Origin of the sequence: Croceicoccus naphthovorans (assembly GCF_001028705.1) — a bacterium.
GTDB classification, from domain to species: Bacteria; Pseudomonadota; Alphaproteobacteria; order Sphingomonadales; family Sphingomonadaceae; genus Croceicoccus; species Croceicoccus naphthovorans.
In genome coordinates, this window is sequence record NZ_CP011770.1 from 2071764 (window position 1) to 2087644 (window position 15881).

The 15881-nt window shown below is 59.8% G+C and carries 14 protein-coding genes and 4 pseudogenes; 7 read left to right on the top strand and 11 right to left on the bottom strand.

Going from position 1 to position 15881, the window contains the following annotated elements:
- Positions 1-153: 153 nt before the first annotated feature.
- From AB433_RS19985 to AB433_RS10450, 8 genes and pseudogenes are all read right to left on the bottom strand, one after another.
- Positions 154-910, bottom strand: a pseudogene (locus AB433_RS19985) (IS5 family transposase).
- A 52-nt stretch (positions 911-962) separates the two neighbouring features.
- The gene (locus tag AB433_RS10425; RefSeq protein ID WP_047820947.1) at positions 963-1871 is read right to left on the bottom strand and encodes a VOC family protein; all 909 of its coding nucleotides are present in this window, start codon (positions 1869-1871) and stop codon (positions 963-965) included.
- 49 nt (positions 1872-1920) lie between these two features.
- Positions 1921-2406 (bottom strand): aromatic-ring-hydroxylating dioxygenase subunit beta, encoded by a 486-nt coding sequence (locus AB433_RS10430; protein WP_047820948.1) that lies wholly within the window; start codon positions 2404-2406, stop codon positions 1921-1923.
- Positions 2403-3281: an aromatic ring-hydroxylating dioxygenase subunit alpha gene (locus AB433_RS10435; RefSeq protein ID WP_311735653.1), complete on the bottom strand. Its 879-nt coding sequence runs from the start codon at positions 3279-3281 to the stop codon at positions 2403-2405. Before AB433_RS10435 ends, AB433_RS10430 begins: the two co-directional genes overlap by 4 nt.
- Before the next feature lie 15 nt (positions 3282-3296).
- Positions 3297-3488: pseudogene (locus AB433_RS21545) on the bottom strand (Rieske 2Fe-2S domain-containing protein); the annotation flags it as partial.
- Positions 3489-3679: 191 nt separating this feature from the next.
- Positions 3680-4741, bottom strand: a complete 1062-nt coding sequence (locus AB433_RS10440) for a 2Fe-2S iron-sulfur cluster-binding protein (protein WP_047820949.1) — start codon at positions 4739-4741, stop codon at positions 3680-3682.
- Complete coding sequence (locus AB433_RS10445; protein ID WP_053059116.1) at positions 4738-5169, bottom strand: aldehyde dehydrogenase family protein; 432 nt, start codon at positions 5167-5169, stop codon at positions 4738-4740. Before AB433_RS10445 ends, AB433_RS10440 begins: the two co-directional genes overlap by 4 nt.
- Positions 5170-5441: 272 nt before the next feature.
- The gene (locus AB433_RS10450; protein WP_047820950.1) at positions 5442-5756 is read right to left on the bottom strand and encodes a non-heme iron oxygenase ferredoxin subunit; all 315 of its coding nucleotides are present in this window, start codon (positions 5754-5756) and stop codon (positions 5442-5444) included.
- A 435-nt stretch (positions 5757-6191) separates the two neighbouring features.
- On the opposite strand from AB433_RS10450, the gene AB433_RS10455 reads away from it, so the two are divergent.
- The 5 genes and pseudogenes from AB433_RS10455 to AB433_RS10480 form a co-directional block, all read left to right on the top strand.
- Positions 6192-7541, top strand: coding sequence for an IS1380 family transposase (locus AB433_RS10455; RefSeq protein ID WP_169749280.1), 1350 nt, complete (start codon positions 6192-6194; stop codon positions 7539-7541).
- Positions 7542-7717: 176 nt separating this feature from the next.
- Positions 7718-8623 (top strand): LysR family transcriptional regulator, encoded by a 906-nt coding sequence (locus AB433_RS10460; RefSeq protein ID WP_047823859.1) that lies wholly within the window; start codon positions 7718-7720, stop codon positions 8621-8623.
- Positions 8624-8689: 66 nt separating this feature from the next.
- Positions 8690-9861, top strand: a protein-coding gene (locus tag AB433_RS10470; protein WP_156170746.1) for an IS3 family transposase whose coding sequence is annotated in 2 segments (ribosomal slippage) — positions 8690-8942 and positions 8942-9861 — 1173 coding nt in all. Because the reading frame shifts where the segments join, the coding sequence is not laid out codon by codon here.
- Between the two features lie 246 nt (positions 9862-10107).
- A pseudogene (locus AB433_RS20535) lies at positions 10108-10654 on the top strand (IS5 family transposase); the annotation flags it as partial.
- Positions 10655-10670: 16 nt separating this feature from the next.
- Positions 10671-11426 (top strand): annotated as a pseudogene (locus AB433_RS10480) (IS3 family transposase); the annotation flags it as partial.
- On the opposite strand, the gene AB433_RS10485 reads toward AB433_RS10480, so the two are convergent.
- Positions 11419-12180 carry a MalT transcriptional regulator family protein gene (locus AB433_RS10485; RefSeq protein ID WP_156170786.1) on the bottom strand — a complete coding sequence of 254 codons (762 nt, stop codon included), beginning with the start codon at positions 12178-12180 and terminating at the stop codon, positions 11419-11421. The pseudogene AB433_RS10480 and the gene AB433_RS10485 sit on opposite strands and share 8 nt — an antisense overlap.
- A gap of 480 nt (positions 12181-12660) precedes the next feature.
- On the opposite strand from AB433_RS10485, the gene AB433_RS21290 reads away from it, so the two are divergent.
- Complete coding sequence (locus AB433_RS21290) at positions 12661-13047, top strand: SOS response-associated peptidase family protein (RefSeq protein WP_245626641.1); 387 nt, start codon at positions 12661-12663, stop codon at positions 13045-13047.
- 773 nt (positions 13048-13820) lie between these two features.
- Here the strand turns inward: AB433_RS21290 and AB433_RS10495 are convergent.
- Positions 13821-14288 (bottom strand): PIN domain-containing protein, encoded by a 468-nt coding sequence (locus AB433_RS10495; protein WP_053059117.1) that lies wholly within the window; start codon positions 14286-14288, stop codon positions 13821-13823.
- Positions 14285-14515: a type II toxin-antitoxin system Phd/YefM family antitoxin gene (locus AB433_RS10500; RefSeq protein WP_047820953.1), complete on the bottom strand. Its 231-nt coding sequence runs from the start codon at positions 14513-14515 to the stop codon at positions 14285-14287. Before AB433_RS10500 ends, AB433_RS10495 begins: the two co-directional genes overlap by 4 nt.
- 182 nt (positions 14516-14697) lie before the next feature.
- Between AB433_RS10500 and AB433_RS10505 the strand changes: the two genes are divergently transcribed.
- A complete protein-coding gene (locus tag AB433_RS10505; protein WP_260182099.1) occupies positions 14698-15774 on the top strand; it encodes a tyrosine-type recombinase/integrase in 1077 nt (358 codons plus the stop codon).
- Positions 15775-15881: the final 107 nt, after the last annotated feature.

Below are 15881 nucleotides of genomic sequence, written 5' to 3' on the forward strand. Positions count from 1 at the left end.
GCAGCCTCAAACCGAGCCATGCTGGCGTAGCGCATCGGCAAATTCGCTCGACCGAATCCGCTCTCAGCCCCTTGATGATTGCGTCGAATTCCGCCTACGACTTCGCAACTCCCGCACAGGCTACGACTTCAGCCTAGGGTCAGGACTCGTTGATCACAGCCAGAAGATGACGGTGGCAGCGAGGGCGATGGCGGAGAAGAGGCCGTAGGGCAGCGATCGTAGCGGGTGGCGACGCGGCGCCAGTCTTTGAGGCGGCCGAACATGATCTCGATGCGGCTGCCGCGCCGATAGCGGCGCTTATCGTACCGGACGGGCTCGTTGCGCGACCTGCGGCCTGGGATGCAAGGCTGGATGCCCTTGGCCTGAAGAGCGTCCCTGAACCAGTCGGCGTCGTAGCCGCGGTCGCCGAGCAGCCACTGCGCTTTTGGCAGGTCGTCCAGCAGCGCGGCCGCACCGGTGTAGTCGCTGACCTGACCGGCGGTCATGAAGAAGCTCAAGGGGCGACCGTTCGCGTCGGCGACGGCATGGAGCTTGGTGTTCATGCCGCCTTTCGTGCGTCCGATCAGGCGGCCGAGATCCCCCTTTTTACCCGCAGGCTCGATGCCGTGCGGTGCGCCTTCAGGTAGGTCGCGTCGATCATCACCGTTTTGGGTTCGGCGCCCACCGCAGCCAGACCTTCCATGATGCGCGTGAACACGCCTGCCTCACCCCAGCGCTTCCAGCGGTTGTACAGCGTCTTGTGCGGGCCGTACGCGCCAGGAGCATCGCGCCAGCGCAGCCCGTTGCGGTTGACGAACAGGATGCCGCTGAACACACGCCGGTCATCCACCCGCGCAATACCATGCGACAACGGAAAATATGGCTCGATCCGGCGCATCTGCGCCTCCGACAGCAACAGCAGATCATTCATCGCGGCACCTCCGCCGCCAATGAATCAACCATGCCGCTCTCCCGCAACCTATTTAATAGGTCCTGAGCCTAAGGTCCATCCCATAGCCTTCTGCTTCATTGTCATGGCCAAGAATATCGGAAACGTAATATTCCTGCACATCGCTCGACGGCCGTCCATTCCAGCCCGGCTCCCACAGCCAGCCCGATGGATTGGCGCAGTAAAAGGTGAGCGCCCGGTCATTGGAGTGCATGCCCAGGGCCAGCGCAACATCGGTGCCTTCCTTGCGAATAAGATCATGCGTCCTGCCGAAATCGCGCAGATCGGTGTATTCAAACATGAAATGATTGATGCGCTTGGGCATCGGACCCATGCCAAAAGCGACCGAATGATCGCGCTCATTGCAGTGCATGAAGATCGGCTTGGCCGTCATCCCATTGGGCAGGGGCAAGTGGTGTTCCACGTCGCCACGAAAGCCGAGCATTTCGTAAAAGGCATAGGCCGCGTCATCGTCCGACTGGCGAAGGATGCAGTGCCCCATGCCTTGCGCGCCGGTGACGAAACGACCGTGCATGGGCCGACCGGGATGGAAGGGACGATGGGCATCGACCTGCGGGCCATAGAAGATTTCCGTGGGATTGCCGCCCGGGTCCTGGAGCTTGAGCAAACCAAGAACGCGCCGTTCGGCCGCTTCCTCGGGTGAACCGAAGGTGACCTCGACTCCATTGGCTTCCAGCAGCCGAGCCGCTTGATCGAGTTCCTGTCGGCCGGCCACGCGCCACCCCATGTAAGCAAGGTCATCCTGGCCATCGACATGAACGACGAAACGATGATGCCACTCGTCCATTCGAAGGTAAAAGCGGTCGCCTTCACCTTCGTCGCTGATCTCAAGGCCCATTATTTTTCCGGCAAAATGCTTCCATGCATCTGCGTTCGAAACCGAAAGGCCCATGTAGCCGAGCTCAATAATTAGACCAGACATCTATTCTTCTCCTGACTGAGATCTTATTCGATTTTTCAGCAAATGCGTATCAAAGAGGAAGCGCCATCATCGTGCGGACGATGTCATTGTCGAGCGCGCATCGCCGCGACAAGAGGAGCAATTCTCCGCCCTCGTTCCGGATAAATTCGTCTTCATATTGGCCGGTCGCGTAAACGCTCGGCACTTCCTGTTCGCGCGATTCGTAAACCACGAAGGGCGCGGTCGCCTTGATCCGATCGCCTGTTGCCTCGTGGATCTTGCATGCGCCGATCAGGTGGCGCAGGTTTGCCTTTGGATAGATGCTCGCATTGAGCAAGGCATTGATCCGGTCGATAAGCTGGGGTTTGCGCTCGAAGAAGAGGAAACCCGCCGGAAGATCTTCCGATGCGCTGTCCTTCGTCAGGACGTGATAGCCGCCATCTTCCGCAAAGCACTCCGGCCAGCTGGAGACGTCATTGTCGACAACATAGACGTAATGCGTATTGAAACGATCGACGGCCGCGGCAAGCCCCTCCATCTTCCGATCGCCTGTCATTGCCCTTCTCCCGCGCGCATCAGTTTAAGATAGCCTTTCCAGAATCCGCGCACAGCATTCTCATCGAGCCCCATCGGGACCGTTGGGTTTTCGGCTTTCTCAATGTCCATCAGGATGAGCGAATGGCCGTCAGGGCCCTTGATGCCATCGGTGCAGATTTCGACCGCCTCTCCATCTTCAAGCGAAACATAGCCAGCCGGCCCGCCCATGTTGATGGCCCGCAAGCGGTGACGTGTCATTTCCTCCTCATCATCTTGGAAACCGAAATAGGTCCAGACAAGGTCCATGGCGCCCGGTTCGCGGACGATCATGTGCCGCACAGCAAGGGCCTGGCCAATCTGCTGCAATACGACGGATGGGAAAATCGACTGGATCGAAAGGGAAATGTCGTCCCCGATATCCTGTCGCAATTCAAGCAATGTGGGGTCAAGCAAGGTCATCGCGTCGAGCGGACGGGCGGTTTCCTCCTTGTGCTTCTCAGCATCTTCTGCTTGCTGCGGCTTGCGGATCTGGAACGAGTTGTGAGATCCATAAACCTCGTCGATCTCGGCCTTGGAATCCTGAGCAGGACGCCACAGCCCGAAAGTGGTGTAAAACAGGTGCAGCAGGCCGCCATGGTAGCTGTCACGGCTGTTCTCGGCATAGAGCTTCCAGTTCGCCTCTATGCGTTGCGCAACCCGTCCGATTACCTTGGTTGGGCGGACAAAGATCCGCTCGATGGCCCGGCACATGGCCGGACCGAGAAAGCTGCGCAGATCGGGCGCCTCATCCGAGAATGTTGCGAATATCATGTCGCCCACCTTATCGACCCGTAGCGGCATCATCCTGTGCGCCTTGATGTCGAAGCTTGCGGGCATCCCGCCCTTGCCCACCATGCCGCGGCGATAGGGAACCGAGCGCAAGGCGCCGGTCGCATCGTAAGCCCATTGATGATAGACGCAAACGAAGGCGCCGCCCTCCGCCCTTCCTCGCGCATTGCGGCAGACCTTGGCCCCCTTGTGCACGCAGCGATTGACCCAAGCGTGCAAGGCGCCATCCTTGCCCCCGACCAAGACGACCGGAGTTTCGCCGACGAAGGTGCTCTTGTAGCAATTCTCTTCAGGAACCTAGCTTGAAAGCCCAAGGAAGCTCCACACCGGACCCCGGAAAATCCTTTCCTGCTCGAGGGCAAAGATCTCGGGATCATCGTAGACCCGGTAATCTATGCTGCTCGGCGTCGAATGTTCCAGAGTTCGTATCGTCGACATTATGGCTTTCTCCAATCCAAAACCGCTCACAGAAAGCTATCAAAGAACAACTGATCTTCTGGAACATTGAATTCCAGCTGCAGCATTCTGTTCAACGCGTTGATCATCGGCGGAGGGCCACAGAAATAATAATCAAAGCCGCCGAAATCCAATGCGTTCTCCTTGAGATACGCGGCAAGGACCTCATGGATAAAGCCCTTGTATTGCACGCGCGAAGCTCCCGCCTCCCGGGCGCCTTCCTCGCCTTCGGAAGTCGCTTCGATCACTTCAAACCGATGCCCGTCCGGGAAAAGGCGGTCGAGTTGGCGGGCCGCGCACAGATCCTTGGCCTCGCGCCCACCGTAAAAGACCATGACGCGCTTGCCCGCCAGCTTCTCGCTCCGGGCGATACCAGCGGCAATCGACAGGATGGGCGAAAGGCCTGAACCACCGGCCACGAGAATGATGTCTCTTGGCGTTTCCTCTCTCAGGTAGGCGGTGCCATAGGGTCCATCGAGCTCAAGCCCTTCGAGCGCTTCGCGCTCGTCGAACAAGCGGTTCGAAGCGGCGCCACCGGCCATCCGCTTGATCACGAATGACCATTGCCCCTCGGCATTGGCAAGGTTGGCCATCGAATAAGCCCGCTCGCCCTCGACACCGGGAAGCGCCAGCATCGCATATTGACCGGGCTGGAAATCGGCCTTTCCATCCTCGCTGGCAAAGGTGAATTCGGCCAGATCATGCGTGATGGGTCGGAAACCGACCAACCGGACCGACCTTCTTTGCGGCAAGACAACGGGACGAAAACGATCCTCGACACGGGCCTCCACCACACAATCGGAAAGGGGGCGGCACTGGCACGCCAACAACCGCCCCCTCTTGCGCGCACGCGCGCCAATCCCCGGCGCGTCGGGCCAGATGTCCTCGATTTCGCCTTCCACCAGCTCGATCTGACACGAACCGCAGCCGCCCGAATTACAGTCATACGCCATGCCGATACCGCTGCGCAGGGCCGCGCGCAAAAGCGGATCGCCCGGCTCGGCATGGAAGTCGATATCGCTGTCGGCGATTCGGATCGAGACCTTGCCGGGGTATGAACCCGTCTTCATGCGCCGAAGACCCCCATCGGGCCATCGTCGGGCGAGATGATGACGCTCTTGGTTTGCGTGTAATGGTTGAGAACTTCGGCCGCAAACTCGCGGCCGAAGCCGCTGCCCTTGTAACCGCCGATCGGCATGCCGCCGACGAAGTTGTAATAGCGGTTGATCCAGACGGTTCCCGTTTCCATCCGGCGCGCCATGCGGTGCGCACGATTGAGATCGCGCGTCCAAAGGCCACCACCCAGACCATAGAGATTCTCGTTGGCCATGCGAATGACCTCATCCGCGTCGCTCCATGGGATCACGACATTGACCGGTCCGAAGATTTCCTCCTGCGCGATACGCATTTCATTGCGCACACCGGCAAACACCGTCGGCTCGATGAACAACCCGTCCGGGCAAGCCTCGACCTCGCGAAGGCCACCCCAATCAGGCATTGCGCGCCTTCCTTGCGCCCCGCATCGATATAGCCCAAAACCTTGTCATATTGCATCTGGATCTTCGCTAGCGTCTGGCCGGTCGTCGGATCGACCATGTCAATCGTCTCGCACGAGCGAGACTCAACCCACTCGCCATTGATGTAGTGCCCGTAAACCGGCTGGAGCAACTTTTGCGCCAATTCCTGATGGCGCTTAATGACCGATTGATCCCCAGTCATCTTCCTCATTCTCCTGCACTAGGCTCATTTCACGGGCTAAATGAATTCAATTCACGCCTCGTCAAATTCAACCAGGATGTCATCGCCATCGACCTCGACGTTGTAGGTCTTGAGCGGTATTTCACATGGAAATTCCGTGGCCTCGCCGGTTCTCACATCGAAGCACCCGGAATGAAGCGGGCACTCTATAACCCCCTCCTCGAAAAAACCGTCGCTGAGCCGGGCGACGGCATGCGTGCAAATATTGCTGGTCGCGAATAATTCTCCATCCAGATTAAAGATCACGATTGGAGGCAGCCCCTCGATGTCCACGGGAAGCATCTCCCCCGGCGGAACTGCCTCAACTTTTGCCACTGCCTTTCGCATGTGCTCACCCGCGCCTTATCCAGAATTCAAGTCACCAAGTTTCCTAATACGGATAGCTTGGAACCTCATTGCGTCAAACAGCAGGTTCAAATAGTCTCCATCACGGACAGTGATATTTCCTCGAATACCCGAGTCTCCCGAACATGGGGGCGGCCTGCGGAATTGAGGCGAGGTTGCAGAACCCGGGCACCAGTCCTTTGGCCTGGGCAGTCGGGGTCGAGAACGGACAGAGGCGCAGCCAAGGCGATTGTGCGCCATGTCAGGCCTGTTTACGCTGCGGAACGATTTCTTGGTTGAGGGAAGTTAGCCCGTCTTATTCACGGGGTTGGCTACGAAGGGTTGGCGGGAGTGGCATAAGCCTCTGATCTGAATTAGGAACTGGGTGTCTACACCGGCCCTGCTGCAGGGCAGAAAATGCCACAGGCCACACCCGCCATGAACGACGATATCGCAAGCCCCTTCCGATTCCCAGCGGTCGACCGCAAGAAAGTCACAGCCGCGTTCGACGGTGGTCGGCTCACTTCGGACGGCGGCGTTCTGTTGCTGTCGCAGGCCGAGCGCGCGATGGGTATCTGCCAGCGGCTTGCGACTTGCATTGCCGATCCGCGCGATCCTGCGCGGGTGATCCATCGCCTCGACGACATCCTGCGTGCCCGCGTGTTCGCGATCGCCTGCGGCTATGAGGATGCCGACGATCTCGATGCCCTGCGCGACGATCCGGGCTTCCGCCTGGCCCTGGGCAAGCTGCCGGGATCGGGCGCGGGGCTGGCCAGCCAACCGACGATGAGCCGGTGGGAGAATGCACCGATCACGCGCGAGTTGGCGAAGATGCTGGCCGCGATGATCGACATCTACTGCGCCAGCTATCCGGCCCCGCCGGCGGCGGTGACGCTGGATATCGATGATACCTGCGATGTCGTCCATGGCTATCAGCAGTTGTCGTTCTGGAATGGTCATCATGGCGAGCGTTGCTTCCTGCCGATCCATGTCTACGACACCGCCACTGGCCGGCCGGTGGCGATGCTGCTGCGCACCGGCAAGACACCGTCTGGTGTTGAAGCTGCCGGTCACATCCGGCGCCTCGTGCGCCACATCCGCCGGCAATGGCCCGAAACGCACATCACCATCCGCGGCGACGGGCACTATGGGCGGCCCGAGGTCATGGCCGTCTGCGAGGGTTGCGGCGTCGACTACGTGTTCGGCCTGCCGACCAACGCCGTGCTACGCGCCGATCCCGAAATCGTCGTTGCCGCCGATGCCTGTGCGGTCAAACGCGCTCAGCGCCAGTACCCGGTCCTGCGCACCTATGCCGAGACCCGCTACGGGGCCAAAAGCTGGAAGTGCCAGCGCCGCGTCGTCGCCCGGATCGAGGCCAGTACGATGGGCATGGACATCCGCTATGTCGTCACTTCGCTGACCGAAGGCTCGGCCGAGCACATCTATGATACGCTCTACTGCGCGCGCGGTCAGGCCGAAAACCTGATCAAGCTGCACAAGACCCAGCTGGCCAGCGATCGCACCTCGTGCCGCTCTCCCAACGCCAATCAGATGCGCCTCATCCTGCACACCGCCGCATACTGGCTCCTGTGGCGCATTCAGCAGGAAATCCCCAAGGCAGCCTCGCTCGCGACCGCCGAGTTCGCAACGTTGCGCCTCAGGCTGCTCAAGGTCGCTGCCCGCGTCATTGAGAGCGCCACTCGCATCCGTGTCGCCTTCGCGTCAGCCTGTCCCGATGCCTCCGTTTTGAAAGCCATCGCCACCAATCTCAGGCCTGCACCTACTTAGGCGGTGCGGCTGTGCCGCCGAACTCCGAGCTCCATTCCATCAACCTCGAAAAGCCCATTGATCCTGACGCGGTGAAAAATGCCGTCGAAGACGCTCGCCCGGACTACGCCGCCAACGTCAGATCAAGGCCCATCCACTTCGCTGCTGCGGCCTCATGAATAAACCGGGTTAGGGTGGTGAAGATCCGCGATGTCGACCTGAACTTGCTGCGCGTCTTCGAATGCGTGTTTCAAACCAGAAAGGTTGTGGAGGCAGCCGAGATCCTTGGGATCTCGCAGCCTGCTGTCAGCAACGCGCTCAAAAAGCTGCGCGAGCTGTTAAACGATGAATTGTTTGTCCGCACCAGGAGTGGCATGATCCCGACACAATACGCCATGCAATTGGCCGAACCGATCTCCTACGCGCTCAAGACGCTGGAAATCGCCATAGAGGCATCGGAGAGTTTCGATCCCAGGCGCGACAAACGGCATTTCGTAATCGCAACCTCTGACCTGGGAGATATGTATTTCGGACCAAAATTGATTTCTCATATCAGAGACATATCACAGGATATAACTATAGAGTTTGTTGGAAACAGCAGGCCAGATATTTTCGAACCCTTAGAAAATGGTGAAGTAGACATACTTCTCGGGTTTCGGCCCGATCTCATAACGAACATGTTCGTATTCCGTCTATTTTATCAGGGTTGGAGCATTTTGGCCCGTAAAGATCATCCCATATTTTCGAGCAAAGCGCCGCGCGAGGACCTGTTGGCCTGTCGCTGGATTGGCGTACGCTCTGAGGGATCCGGATCGGCAAGCGTGAATGCCGAATTGCTCAAGGTGGGCATGGATCGGAACATCGTGGTCTGGACGTCCAACTTCGGGACGCTTGCCCCTTTGCTGGCGGTCGGCGATCTCGCCGCCTGCGTACCGGAAATATACACCACAGTGATCGACGAGGCTTTCGGACTGAAAAGCATGCCATTCCCGGTTGATCTGCCCAAGCATTCCATCAGCTCGGTCTGGCATTCCAGGGCGCATAACGATCCTGCAAATCAATGGCTCCGGCAGCAAGTCAGCATACTTTTCAAGGAGGCCTGATGACGTGACCCCCTGATTTTCCTCCAGTCTCGATTAGAGTCCGGCCCTGACAGAAGGACGGACGAGATGAAGCGAACGAGGTTTACAGAAGAGCAGATCATCGGCGTGCTGAAGGAGGCCGAGGCTGGCGCGAAGACCGCTGACCTGGCCCGGCAGCACGGGGTGTCGGAAGCGACGATCTACAACTGGAAGTCGAAGTATGGCGGGCTGGAGGTGTCCGAGGCCCGGCGGCTGAGGGAGCTTGAGAGCGAGAACGCGAAGCTCAAGCGGCTGCTGGCCGACACGATGCTGGACAACGTGGCGTTGAAGGATCTGCTGGCAAAAAAGTTCTGACGCCCGCCGCCATGCGGGAAGCTGTGGCTCATCTCCGGGCCTGCCACGGGATGAGCGAACGGCGGGCGTGCCGTGTCATCGATGCCGATCGCAAGAGCGTGCGTTACCGTTCCACCCGGGACGATGATGCGGGTCTGCGTGAGAAGCTGCGCGAGCTGGCCAACCAGCGCCGCCGGTTCGGCTATCGCCGTCTGCATATCCTGCTGCGCCGTGAGGGGATCATGATCAACCGGAAGAAGACCCAGCGGCTCTACAAGGAGGAGGGTCTGGCGGTGAGGCGGCGACGCAGCCGCAGGCGTGCTGTCGGGACCAGATCTCCTGCTCCGGTTCTGGCCCTGCCGAACCAGCGCTGGAGCCTCGACTTCGTGCACGACCAGATGGCGTCGGGCAGGAGGTTCCGTGTGCTCAACGTGGTCGATGACGTGACCCGGGAGTGCCTGGCAGCGGTGCCGGACACGTCGATCTCTGGTCGCCGTGTCGTTCGCGAGCTGACCGAGCTGATCGCCCAGCGTGGCAAGCCCGGCATGATCGTCAGCGACAACGGAACCGAGCTCACCAGCAACGCCGTGCTGGCATGGTGCGGCGAGATCGGCGTCGAGTGGCATTATATCGCGCCCGGAAGGCCGATGCAGAACGGCTATGTCGAGAGCTTCAACGGTCGCATGCGGGACGAACTGCTCAACGAGACGCTGTTCTTGAGCATGGCCCATGCCCGTGTCGAGATCGCTGCCTGGGTGGATGATTACAACCGGGAGCGACCGCACTCATCGCTTGGCTACGCAACACCGGCGGCGTTCGCCGCCGAACTGAATAAGCAATGGCCTGCTTCGCTACGCCCTACGGGCTCCGCTACGCAGGCCATTGCTTCAACCGCGCTTATGCGCAAAACAACCGCCCGGCTCTAATCCCAGCTGGGGGAAAGCTGGGGGTCACGTCACTGACGATCTCCTGCCAGCTTTCATCATCTTTGGTGCAATTCCGGACGGCCTCTGAGAGTCTGATTCGAAATTATCCAGCGTAATTTCATAGTCTTGCGATGCGACGTGTGAAGAGTTGGATTGAGGCGATGAAGAGCCAGGCGTGTGGATCGGCGTGCAAAAAGGACCCCGTTATGGGGGTGATCGGCGTCTAAAAGGGATGCGGGTGAGGCAGGCGTGTTCACGCGCATCATTGAAGGTCTGGCTGCGGTGGACGCCGAACCCAAAACGGTGATGATCGACGCGACCTACCTGAAGGCGCACCGCACGGCATCGAGCCTGCGGGTAAAAAGGGGGATCTCGGCCGCCTGATCGGACGCACGAAAGGCGGCATGAACACCAAGCTCCATGCCGTCGCCGACGCGAACGGTCGCCCCTTGAGCTTCTTCATGACCGCCGGTCAGGTCAGCGACTACACCGGTGCGGCCGCGCTGCTGGACGACCTGCCAAAAGCGCAGTGGCTGCTCGGCGACCGCGGCTACGACGCCGACTGGTTCAGGGACGCTCTTCAGGCCAAGGGCATCCAGCCTTGCATCCCAGGCCGCAGGTCGCGCAACGAGCCCGTCCGGTACGATAAGCGCCGCTATCGGCGCCGCAGCCGCATCGAGATCATGTTCGGCCGCCTCAAAGACTGGCGCCGCGTCGCCACCCGCTACGATCGCTGCCCTACGGCCTCTTCTCCGCCATCGCCCTCGCTGCCACCGTCATCTTCTGGCTGTGATCAACGAGTCCTGACCCTAACAGCCGACATCATCGCGCTGGCCAAGGACTATGGCCGGTATGGCTATCGCCGCATCCATGTCTTGCTGGGCCAGGCGGGCTGGCAGGTCAGCCTGTCAGTGGTTGAGCGTATCTGGCGGCGGGAGGGTCTTAAAGTGCCGAAGCGGCAACCGAAACGGCGGCGGCTCTGGCTCGGCGACGGATCGTGCATCCGGCTGCGCCCGGAGCATCGCGGGCATGTGTGGTCCTACGACTTCGTCGAGGATCAGACGCACAACGGTCGCAAGTTCCGAATGCTCAACATTATCGACGAGTTCAGCCGGGAATGCCTGGCGATGGTGCCGCTGCGGCGCTTCCGGTCGAACGACGTGATTGACGTGCTGACCGATCTGTTCATCGAGCATGGGCCGCCCGAGCATATCAGATCCGATAACGGCCCCGAGTTCGTCGCTAATGCGGTGCGCGAGTGGCTCGGCAGGCTTGGCGTCATTACCCTCTATATCGAGCCCGGCAGCCCATGGGAGAACGGCTATATCGAAAGCTTCAATGCCCGTCTGCGAGATGAACTGCTCAACGGCGAAATCTTCTACAGCCTTGAGGAGGTGCGGATCGTCACCGGCTGGTGGCGCGATCATTACAACCGAGCACGGCCCCACAGCAGTCTCGGATATCGACCACCGGCCCCGGAGACGATCAAGATGCCAGCCTGGCCGCTCGGCTCCGCTACGCTCCGCCTCCCGCCCACGCTGGCATCAGAGGCGCAGATCAACTAACTACACAACCGGACCAGTCATTGCGGGCAGTCCACTCGAGCCAGACCAGAGCGAGCTGGATCGCCACTGGCCAGCCCTCGGTCCGGAGGGCCAACAGCCGCGCTTCCGCTTGGGAGGCGCGGCCACCGAGATAATCCTCGATCTCTGTTGCGGTGAACCTGAGCCTGTCCTTTTCCAGCAGGAGTGCATGTCCCGCCGATTGCAGATGCTCTAAGCGGAAGCCGGGACGCCCACGCCCCGCAACGATGAGCCGCAGATTGTTGGGCTGGCGGGCCAGGAGTGCATCGAGAAAGCCGTCTACTGCGGAACCCACCACGTGATTATAGTCGTCGAGGATCAGCGTGATCGCCTTATTCGCCTCCTCGATCGCGAGCAGCACCTGATCGAGCGCGGCCAGTGGGCGAATATTGAGAAAGCCGCTTTTCACTGCATCCGTCAGGGAAGGCAACCGCAGGCCCGCCGCCTCAATGCTTGATATGAGCCCGGCAAGGAAATTATCCGTGTTGCGGTCGGTCTCGTCTATGTTGAGCCAGCTCACAAACTCTCCGCGCAATCCGAAATGGGCGGAGAGTTGCAGCAGTAGGGTGGACTTGCCGTAGCCAGCGGACGCGTCAATTACGATGAGTCGATTGAGATCCGCATCAATGAGGTCGATCAACCGGTTCCGCGCGATGACACGCGCAGCGAGCCGCGGCTGGCTTACCTTCGACCGAAGGAGCCAGCTAGCCTGACGGCCGGGATCGAATTCGCGCATCGTGGACATTGGGCTGAAGCCCGCAACATGGCGCAGGCAAAGCGGAATTCAAGGTGCGGCCGTACATCGATGAGGCCGATTTTTCACCATACCGATCCGGGAGCAGCACTAAGAATGCGCCCCAGTCAATCCGCCCGCACGGGGAACCCCGGGCCAAGGGCGGCCTTGTTCTACCGCGTCCGATGGGGAATCCGAAGGGAGACATCGGGAAGTTCGGCAGCAGAAACCCTTCGAAAGTCGTTTGGGTGTGGATATTGTCATCCCGAAATCATAGCGTGGTGTCGCAAATGTTCAACCTTGGGACGAGAGCAGCTGGGCGAAGCTCGAGCGCCGACCCTAGTCCTGCTAGCGCCAAGCCATGATATCCTTTCCTGCGGCTCCTGCTCAGGCTATCTCCGCTGCTGATCCCAATGGCGCTCCGGGTAAACGCTGGAGCGACAAAGGGCAGCTTGGGTATCGCCTCCGCTCCCCAACCCTTTATTGGACATTTCTTCAGAAGCATACCATTCTCGAACGGGGTGGACTTATGCGCAGGTTCTGGGCTGGATTGTTATTGGCCGCGCCTATGGCTGCGGCATGGGCGCACGCCACAGCCTAGAACCTTGCCTTGACTCGCCTTCCTTCTTATTATGTTCTCAACTGGGCCTCGGTAAGGAGCTCTCCAACTACCGCATCATCACCGTCGCGCCGAACGCCGAAGTCGCGCCCTATCAGGAGCGGCACGGCGCGATCATCCACCGTCGGCAGGTGATGCAATGGCTCGACGGAACCGTATCCGAGACCAATCTGCTCGAGACGCCGCCGGCGCGCACTTTCCTTGTCGAAGAGATCGTCGACGGCCCGCGGCAAGCTGCGTTGGCACTGTGATGCGCGACAAGCGTGCCGCTTGATCAAGGAGTGAGGCGATGAGCCGCTTATGGGATACGCCGGAATATTTAGGCTCCGTCTCCGATTTGTATTGTTGATGTGGTTGAATAGCCTGGTTCATACAGGCGGCCCGATGGTCGGTAGGAGTCTGCTTTCGTGGCGATGATCGTTCGCGCCGTTCCCGGGGCGCCAGGAATCCCGGCAGGGTTCCCCATCATCCGGACTGACCAGATGCAGTCGAGCCGGCCTTCGCCTGGTTGCTCGATCACGCGAAATATGGCGGTCGAACCGAGCCTAGCTACACGCTTCGCACCTACGGCGAAACCTCTACGACTGGTTCGATGCTCTTGAGCAGTCAGGAATAAACTGGGCCGACGCCGATGAAGGTACGATCGCCGGATATCGCAACAGAATGTTGGAGACAGTCAGCCAGCACACTGGCCGGCCTTATGCCAGGGCAACCATCAACGCTCGCGTATCGACCGTCTGCCGCTTTTACGATTGGGCGCAGGATCGGGGCATGGTCGCAATGTCACCGACACGGTCGACCCAGCTTCATACCTGTCGTTATCGGGATCCTCGATCCCGGCTGCTGAGATTATCCACCAATCGGCTGACCTATATACAGTCGCGCGCACCTATTCACACGTCACCGCAAACAAAAGGTCGAGCCCCTGATCAACGGAATCAATCGGGTTCGGCTCGACCGCGCGGCTACGGATTCGCCGCGACTACGGCTCCGCAATCGCCTCCACCCCTGGCCATTACGGCGACTATTCCGAAGCTTCGATCAGCGCGGTTAGCTTGGGATGAGCATCGTCCGCGAGCGGATTGACGATTGTGAGTCCACGCGTCACGAACTCGTGCTGCATGTCCTCTGATAGTAGGAGCGCGCATCCGGCATCCGCCGCAGCGGTTACGATCAGCGCATCCCAGAATTGCAGCTTGTGATCGACCACAAGATCGGCTGCAGACAGCGCGGTGCGCGTTTCCGAGGCCGACGTCCCAAACGCTTCGGCGAACTCGAGCAGGACCTCGCGCGCCTCTTCGGCGGAAGCACCACTGCGTCGCAGCACCACGAATAGCTCGCCCAAGGTTTGGGCGGGGGCGACAAGGCTGGCCGATTCCGCAAGTCGGGACACAAGCTCCCGAACCTTCGTGATCTTGCCATCATCTTCTGCTGATCGGCTGACGCCCGCAAGGTAAGCGAGAATATTGCTGTCGAGGGCGACACGCATCATTCGTAGAGATCGTCGCGCGACCAATTGCCGGAATGTCGGACGGGAAGGCTGGTGACGAACTTGAGCAGCCGGTCGACCGAACGGCGTTCCTGATCGCGATCGACGGGAAGGACGCGCGCGACGGGGCGACCGCGAGACATCACGGTGAAACTCTGGCCTTCGGACACATCGCGGAGAAGCTCCGAGAAATGCTGGTTGGCCTCGCTGGCACTGATCGCTCTGTCCATGCTTTTAATTTAGTGGGTAACACTAAGTTTGGCAAGGTTGGGGTTCGACGGTCGTGGCGCCTCGGTCCGTCGGCCTATTTCCAGAAATGTTTGATAGCCCTCCGTGTAAAGCGTTAACCATTAGCAACACAGTCGACCGCTCCCTTAAAAGGAGCGCGACGATAAAGATGTCTTTGAATGAAATGATTGTCCGAAAAGCGGAACCGCGACCCAAGCCATATAAAATGTTCGACGGCGGCGGATTATATCTCGCGGTCCAGCCGAGCGGTTCGAAACTTTGGCGGCTTAAATATCGATACGGCGGGGTGGAGAGCGTTCTTTCTTTCGGCGCCCATCCCGCGACATCGCTCGCAAGTGCCCGGCATAAGCGCGAGCGGGCACGCCATCTTTTGGCGACGGGCCGCGATCCCAGACTCGAACTGAGCCGCGAGGGTTCCAGTCAAACCTTCGAAGCCGCAGCGCAACTCTGGCATGACAACCGACAGCACACGCTCGATCAGGCACATTCCGCGCGGATATTGGCCCGGCTGGACCGCGACGTTCTGCCATTTCTGGGATCACGCTGTATCCGGAGCATCGAACCGCCGGACGTGCTCGCCGTGCTTCGTGGGATCAAGGCGCGCGGTGCGCTCGAAATCTGTCGCCGCGCCAAACAGAATATCAGCCAGATTTTCCGCTTCGCCGTTGCGAGCGGATGGGCGGACAATGATCCGACAACCTGTTTGGACAATGCGTTGAAGCCGCGCCTTCAACCCGAGCATATGCATCGGATAGGTTTCGGTGGCATGCCTCGCCTGCTGGCCAAGATAGCATCTTACAATGACAATTGCCCTGACCGGCAAGCCGTCACGAGAAATGCGCTTCTCTTCACATTGCTGACTTGGGCACGGACGAAAGAAATCCGCTTCGCGTCGGTCGACGAGTTCGAGGATCTGTCAGGGAAGCAGCCACTCTGGCGCATCCCGGCAGTGCGAATGAAGATGCGCCGCGACCACCTCGTTCCCCTCCCACTCGAAGCCGCCGGCATAGTCCGGGCGATGCTCGATGGACGCGATGACGGCTATGTTTTTTCCGACGATGGCAAAACACCGACCTCGCCGAACAGGATGATTGGCGCTCTCTATCGGCTCGGCTATCGCGGCCGGCAAACGGTCCATGGTTTTCGGGGTCTCGCCAGCACCTGGGCAAACGAAGCGCTGAAGGAGACGGCCGATCTGCGCAATCCAGTCCGCCCCTATGATCATGATTGGATCGAATGACAGCTTGCTCATATCGAGACCAACGGCGTTCGCCGCGCTTATAACGCGGCCCAATATCTCGTGCCGCGCCGCTACATGCTCCAGGACTGGGCGGACCAGATTTCGCG